Source organism: Pirellulaceae bacterium, from assembly GCA_029243025.1.
Taxonomy (GTDB): Bacteria; Planctomycetota; Planctomycetia; order Pirellulales; family Pirellulaceae.
Genome location: JAQWSU010000028.1, coordinates 45,676 through 52,838, shown reverse-complemented (window position 1 = coordinate 52,838; position 7,163 = coordinate 45,676). Strand labels below are relative to the sequence as shown.

At 56.9% G+C, this 7,163-nt stretch carries 4 protein-coding genes; 2 read left to right on the top strand and 2 right to left on the bottom strand.

The window, feature by feature from the left end; genetic code table 11:
* Nucleotides 1-171 precede the first annotated feature (171 nt).
* Entirely contained in the window at nucleotides 172-1,284 is a 1,113-nt protein-coding gene (locus tag P8N76_12530) for a malate/lactate/ureidoglycolate dehydrogenase (GenBank protein MDG2382488.1), read from the bottom strand.
* A 3-nt stretch (nucleotides 1,285-1,287) separates the two neighbouring features.
* On the bottom strand, nucleotides 1,288-2,301 hold the full coding sequence (locus P8N76_12525; protein ID MDG2382487.1) for a peptidyl-alpha-hydroxyglycine alpha-amidating lyase family protein: 1,014 nt from the start codon (nucleotides 2,299-2,301) through the stop codon (nucleotides 1,288-1,290).
* A gap of 290 nt (nucleotides 2,302-2,591) precedes the next feature.
* On the opposite strand from P8N76_12525, the gene P8N76_12520 reads away from it, so the two are divergent.
* Entirely contained in the window at nucleotides 2,592-5,375 is a 2,784-nt protein-coding gene (locus tag P8N76_12520) for a PSD1 and planctomycete cytochrome C domain-containing protein (GenBank protein MDG2382486.1), read from the top strand.
* Between the two features lie 21 nt (nucleotides 5,376-5,396).
* Entirely contained in the window at nucleotides 5,397-6,875 is a 1,479-nt protein-coding gene (locus tag P8N76_12515) for a DUF1501 domain-containing protein (GenBank protein ID MDG2382485.1), read from the top strand.
* The last annotated feature ends 288 nt before the right edge of the window (nucleotides 6,876-7,163 follow it).

The following is a 7,163-nucleotide window of genomic DNA, read 5'->3' as shown; positions in this document are numbered from 1 at the left end:
CAATTCGTTCTCATCATCCAAGGGCCAAACGGGGACGGGAGCCGATTTTGCCGCAAGCCAGGCAGGTCAGCTAAACCGCCTCATCCAATCCCGGTAGCAACATCGCCGAACACGTTATCGAGGTCAGGTACCAACCGCGCTGGTTGCCGTTGGCAAATCAAGAAGTGTTCATCACTCTTCGGAGTCCACGCCGGGGATGTTGATTTCTGCCTGTGACTGCGAGGGCTGCTCGGTTTGGGGAGGCTCAAAGCCGGGATCGATTTCCAGCAGCCCACAGGTCGTGGCGATTTGAGAACAAGTTGTGGCATCCAGCTCGATGCCGTGGATCAGCCGTTGGGCCTTGGTGCGCTGCTCTGGTTCGCCAGGCATGAGGACTTCGCCTGTCGGGGTCGTCGTGCGAGAGCTTTTGACAAAGTCAACAAATCGGCTCACTTCAGGGTTGAATTCAGCGGTGGGCAAAAAGCGCGACGGATCGAGAATGATCGACAGCATTCCATTGGCGACTTGCTCAGCGTGTTTCGGATTCGTGCAAGATCCACCCGTCAAAGCTCCGGCCAGCATTTCGATAATCATCGACAAGCCAAACCCTTTGTGACCGGCGATCGGCAAGATCGAACCGGGCGGATTGCCATAGAACACTGAAGGCTCGCAAGTTGGATTGCCCACGGCATCAATCAGGCAGCCTTCTGGCACGGTTTCGCCTTTGTTCAAAGCGACGCGAACTTTGCCTTCAGCGATCGTGGCTGCCGACATGTCTAACAGCAGCGGCGCGCCGTTTGGCACCGGAACCGAGGCAGCGATTGGATCGACCGACAGCCTTCGTTCAATTCCTCCGTGCGGCGCGACGAGCATCCCCGCCCCGCTGGTGTTCACAAAGTGCAAAGAAATAAACCCTGCACGGGCGGCCATCAACGGCCAATCGCCGATACGGCCTAAGTGGCCCGCGTTGCGCAGGGCGACAACGGCCACGCCGTGTTGAGTCGCTTTTTCGATTCCCAACTGCATCGACTGATGACCTACCGACTGTCCCAACCCAAACTGCCCGTCGACCACGGCAAGCGGGCCATCGTCGACCAGCACGTTGATCGTTTGATTGGCAATCACTTTTCCAGCCCTTAGCCATTGGACATAACTGGGAATACGCAACACGCCGTGCGAATCGTGCCCGACCAGGTTGGCCTCGACCAGCAGGGTTGCCACTCTTTCTGATTCTTCCGGATTGCAACCTGCAGCGGCAAAGATGCGTTGCGTCAGACTTCGAAGTTGGTCGTGGGGAAAGATCATGGCTCACATTCGAGAGAACTTTTGAATCGTGTGACACTGCGGGCTGACGGCCCCTTTGTTCGCGCCGGCCGACCAGACAACTTCGGAAACATAGATATCGCCACAGCAATCGACCGAAACATCGTGGGGTGCGAAGAAATCGCCCGGGGCGCAAGGATCGTCGCCGCCGCCCCAACGGGCGAGCAGCTCGCCATCGCTGTTGAAAATGCTCAGCCGCCCGCCAATTGCCCCGGTCGGAGCGTCTGGCCAACCCGGCCACCTGCCCGCTCGCGCTCCAAGCTCCGAAACATAGACCGTCGAGTCGTCGGTGACAAACACCTCGGTCGGTCGAACGACGTCGGTCCACTGGTCGATGAACTGGCCCTGCAAATCGAATCGCTGAATGCGATTGTTTTCGCGATCGGCAACGTAAACAATCTCTTCCGGTGAAATCGCAATACCGTGAGGCACCTGGAATTGCCCAGGCCCTTCGCCCGAATCGCCCCAGGAGTCGATCAAGTTGCCCTCGGGCGAGAAGCGGTGAATTCTCGCGTTGCCATATCCATCGGCAATGTAGAGCTCGCCCGAAGCCGCGATCGCAAGATTGGTCGGGTAATTGAAAGGCGGTCCGGCGTGCTTGATCGTGCGATAGTCGATCGTGACGGCACCGGTGTCGGAAAATTGGCCGCTTGTTCCCAAAGTGCGTAATCGTTGGCCTGAGGGCGAAAGCACCTTCACCGTATGATCGAAATCGTCCACACAATAGATCGTGTCGTCGGGGCCTACGGTAATCCCGTGCGGACGAGCGGTGGGAAAATCGGCAATGCTATCAACCAACTTGCCGCACGGGTCGAAGATCAGAATCGGATGCGAGCCGCGATTAAACAGAAAGACTTGACCTGCACGGTTACAAGCGGCAGCGACCACTTCTTGAATTGTCACTTCCTCGGGAAGATGCGGCCAATCTGCAACAACACGGTAGCGATGGTCGTTGTTGCCAACTTCGATCGGATCTTTCGATTCCACCGTACGGCCCATGGTTGCAACTCCGCTAGAGATTGTCGCTGCACAGTACTCTTGCAACCGGCAGAGACGATCAGGATGCGTGCCATGTTAATCCATTTGGGCCTGGAAGTTGCATGCTTTTCCTTGCCTGTTTCGGGAATGTCGAAAGTCACCGACTTTCAGAAGCGAGGCAGTTTATGTAATTTACCGCTGTTCTGGTGCACTAGGCGGCATGTCGGCAACCTTCAACGCTCTTCTCCAAACGCATGTGACGAGCGAGGCAGTTTATGCAATTTGCCCGCTGCTCTGGTACACTGGCTAACATGTCGTCAACCTTCAGAGTCCTTCTCCAAACGCATGCGACGGTGATGATCGCCGCGGTTACGGCTGTTGTCTGTCCGCAAGCAGAGTCAGCGCCGATTGTGAGTTTCGCAGAGGGCGTCTTACCGATTCTGCGCGCTCATTGTTCCGAGTGTCACGACGAGACGACGCAAAAAGCCGAGCTGAATTTGACGACCGCGGCGGGTGTTTTACGTGGCAGCGAATCGGGCCCGATTGTCGCAGCGGCAGATCCCGCTACAAGTCGGCTATTGGAAGTGCTCGAAACGGGCGAAATGCCTCCTGACGGCGAAGGCGAACCCCTCTCGCCCGAGCAGATTGAGGTGATCCGCCATTGGATCGAGCAAGGTGCCGACGTTGGGACGGTTGCTGCGGAGTCCTCCGCGCTCAATCAACACGATGTCTTGCCAACGCTAATGTTGCACTGCGCTACCTGTCATGGCCGTCAGGTGCAGGAAGCCGAACTTGATATTCGCACGGTGGCGGCGATGCTCCAAGGCGGCAAGTCGGGCCCCGCGATCGTTCCCCACGACGCCGAGGCAAGTCTGCTCATTCAAAAAATCAAAGCCGAGCAAATGCCCCCCCGCGAAAAACTGGCCAGCCACAGCGTCAAGCCGGTGAGCGAACAAGGTTTGAAGCAGCTAGTCGAGTGGATTAACTTGGGAGCCCCCGTGATCGATGTCCAGCCCGACGTCGCGACCGGCGAGCCAGACCGACTGGTCATCGACGCTGACAGGAACTTCTGGTCGTTCCGCTCGCCCCAACAGACGGCAGTGCCTACCGTCAAAGGGATTGTTCGCAATCCTGTCGACGCTTTTATTTTGAATTCGCTCCAGGCGGTAGGACTGTCCGCATCTGCTGAGGCGTCAAAACATGTTTTGATTCGCCGCGCGTATTTCGATCTCATCGGCTTGCCGCCTGCGCCCGAAGCCGTGGAAGCATTTGTTGCCGACGATACTCCCTACGCGTATGAGCGCCTTATCGATCGACTCCTGGAATCACCTCGCTATGGGGAAAGATGGGGCCAGTATTGGCTCGACCTGGCTGGCTACAGCGATTCGGAAGGAGTCCAGAATAGCGACCCAGAGCGGCCTCACGCTTACCGTTACCGCGACTATGTGATCCGATCTTTCAATGCCGACAAACCGTATGATCAGTTCCTTATGGAGCAAATCGCCGGCGACGAGTTGGTCGATTATGAAAACGCCCCCGAGATCACCGACGCAATTTACGAGAAGCTCGTTGCCACCGGATTCTTGCGGATGACCTCCGATGGCACCTTTGCGGGCATCACAGGCTTTGTGCCGAACCGGCTTGATGTGATCGATGATCAGCTACGGGTGCTGGGTTCGGCGGTCATGGGTTTAACGATTCGCTGTGCGCGGTGCCATTCTCACAAGTTCGATCCGATTCCGCAGCGAGACTATTATCGACTCGTCGCGCTGCTAAAACCGGCGATGGACGAACACGATTGGCTCAAGCCAGTCACCGGCGGGGCGGGCAACTCGACGGGCGAATATCGTTATTTACCGCACGTGACGACTGCAGAACGGACGCGATGGGAACAGCAGGATGACGAACTCACGACAGAGATCGCCGAACTTAAGAAGCGACTGAAAGAGAAAAAAGACGCAGCGGACGGGGAGTTTGTCAAAACCACCGAAGAGAAGATCAAACGGCTCGAATCGCAGCGCACGCCAGAACCGATGCTGCGTGCGCTGTGGGATCGCGGCGAGCCGTCCCCGACTTATCTGCTGCGCCGCGGGAGCTATTTGCAACCTGCCCGTTTAATCGGACCAGGGGTGCCCTCGGTGCTGACCGATGGAAAAACACCATTTGCCCCCCAACTTCCTTGGCCTGGAGCGAAGAAGACCGGCAGTCGGCTGGCTTTGGCCAGGTGGCTTACCGATCCCGATCATCCACTTACCGCCCGGGTGATTGTGAATCGTGTTTGGAAACACCACTTTGGCGTTGGCATTGTCAAAACACTCGACGACTTCGGTCGTGCGGGAGCAACACCTTCGCACCCCGAGCTGCTGGATTGGTTGGCTGTGAACTTTATGCGTCACGGCTGGAGCATCAAACACTTGCACCGATTGATGATGACTTCAGCCACCTATCGACAGTCGTCCCAGACCTCGCCCGATCGGCAGCGAGCAGACCCCGAGAACACGCGTTTGTCGAGGATGCGGCTGCGTCGGATGGAGGCCGAAGTACTGCGCGACACCCTGCTAGCAGTTGCAGGGCAACTTGACCTGACCCCGTTCGGACCCGCGGATCCGATCACGGCCAATAGCGAGGGGCTCGTGATCTCAAATCTACAGGAGTCGGGCCGCAGACGCAGCCTTTACGTTTTGAAACGCCGGACGCAACGGCTCACCATCCTCGACAATTTTGATCGGCCGACGATGAGCCCCAACTGCGTCGACCGACCTATTTCGATTGTCGCACCGCAGGCCTTGTTTCTGATGAACAACAAGATGGTTCACGAGTTGAGCTTGGCCCTTGCCGAGCGATTGATTGCCGAAGTCGACCAAGACAACCAACAACAGATCGACAGGCTCTGCTTGGTCGCCCTGGGCCGAGCGCCGAGCAGCGAGCAACAGCAGGCGATGATGGGTACACTCGAGCAACTTAAGATCAAATGGCGAGAGCAATTGTCAACAGAGTCCGCGGCTGCAGACTTCGAAGGCGAGGTTACTAAAAAATCGCTTGCCAACCTCTGCCACGTAGTCATGAACTCGGCCGCGTTTTTGTATATCGATTGATTGTGAATTGAAATTTCCGCAATGCGAAACCTAATCCGACAACCAGCGAACATCACCCGACGAGGTTTCTTTGAGAACGTCGCCAACGGTCTCTACGGAGCTGCTTTGGCGTCGCTTGTTTCGCGGGACATTTATGGCCGAGACATTGCGGCTGACAAGCAAACGGTCGATTCGACTGAGGAAATAGCAGACTTCACGCCAAAAACGCCCCACTTTCAGCCCCGTGCCCAATCGGTTATTCAGCTCTTCATGAACGGCGGTCCAAGTCAAATGGACCTCTTCGATCCCAAAGAGGAGTTGGAAAAGAACCATGGTAAGTCCTACTTCGGCAAGATCGCCGGCGAAGTGGAAAACCCTGAGGCGGCCGGTTCGTTGATGCGCAGTTGGTTTCAATTCAAGCAGCGCGGACAGTGCGGCACGTGGGTGTCCGACGCGATGCCTCACCTGGCTAATTGCGTCGATGATATCGCCTTGATTCGTTCGATGCATACGACCAATCTGACACATGAGCCGGCGCTATTCAAAATCCATAGCGGTAGCGAAATGGCAGGCCTGCCGTCGGTGGGCTCTTGGGTCGCGTACGGATTGGGAAGCGAAAATCAGAACTTGCCGGCTTACATCGTGCTCGACGATCCGAAAGGATTGCCAGTGAATCACACTCAAAGTTGGCAGGCAGGCTACTTGCCGCCAGTCTACCAGGGAACCCGGTTCCGCTCGTCCGGCCCGCCGGTGCTCAACCTGCAGCGCGACTTTGGCGAGCCGCAACAGGCGACCCAGTTGCAACGCGACTTGCTCGCCCGCTTGGATCGCATCCACCGCGAATCCCATCCGCGCCAACCGGCCCTGGGCGCCCGCATTGCCAGCTACGAACTTGCCGCTCGCATGCAAATGGCCGCCACGGATGCCTTAGACCTCTCGGGTGAAACGCAGCAAACGCTTGAGATGTATGGGATCGGCACCGAAGCAACTGACTCGTATGGCCGCCGGTGTTTGTACGCGCGAAGGCTGGTGGAACGGGGGGTTCGCTTTATTCAGCTCTACATCGAGTCTCAGATCTGGGACAACCACACCGGACTCGAAAGGGGTTTGAAAGCGGCTTGCGAGAAGACCGACAAACCGACGGCAGCATTGCTGGTCGATCTCAAGCAACGCGGCTTGCTCGACAGCACACTTGTCGTTTGGGGCGGCGAATTTGGCAGGCTGCCGATTGCCCAATTGCCTAGCGATAAGAATGAAAAGAACGCGGGTCGCGATCACAACAAGAATGCGATGGTCACCTGGATGGCGGGCGGCGGAGTACGGGGCGGGTTGACTTACGGCGCGACGGATGAGTTGGGCTTTGCTGCGGTTGAGAAGAAGGTTTCAGTCGCCGATTGGCATGCCACGATTTTACATCAATTAGGCATGCATCACGAACAGTTGTATGCACTGCGCAACGGTTTGAAAGAACGGTTGACGGGGGTAGAAGAAGCGCGGGTGATTCGCGAAATCCTTGCTTAAAAGTGTCACATGGCGACGTCGGGGATATTCTCGAGCCAGTCTGACACTACTTGGACGATGCCAACTCCTACTGCAACCGGATTCCTTTGCACCCACATTGATCCAAACTGCTGGTTTCGATTTTCATCGGAGTGGGTGAAACCATGCAGCGGATTCCGCCACATTGCCGCGTCATGATAACCCTTCCCCAGTCGATGCTAATCGGACTCGGCTTGGCCGTCCGTCGACAAGAGGAGCCGCCGGGTTTTGCTCTTCGCTATACGCCTACGAAGCTGCCCGCCGTTACTG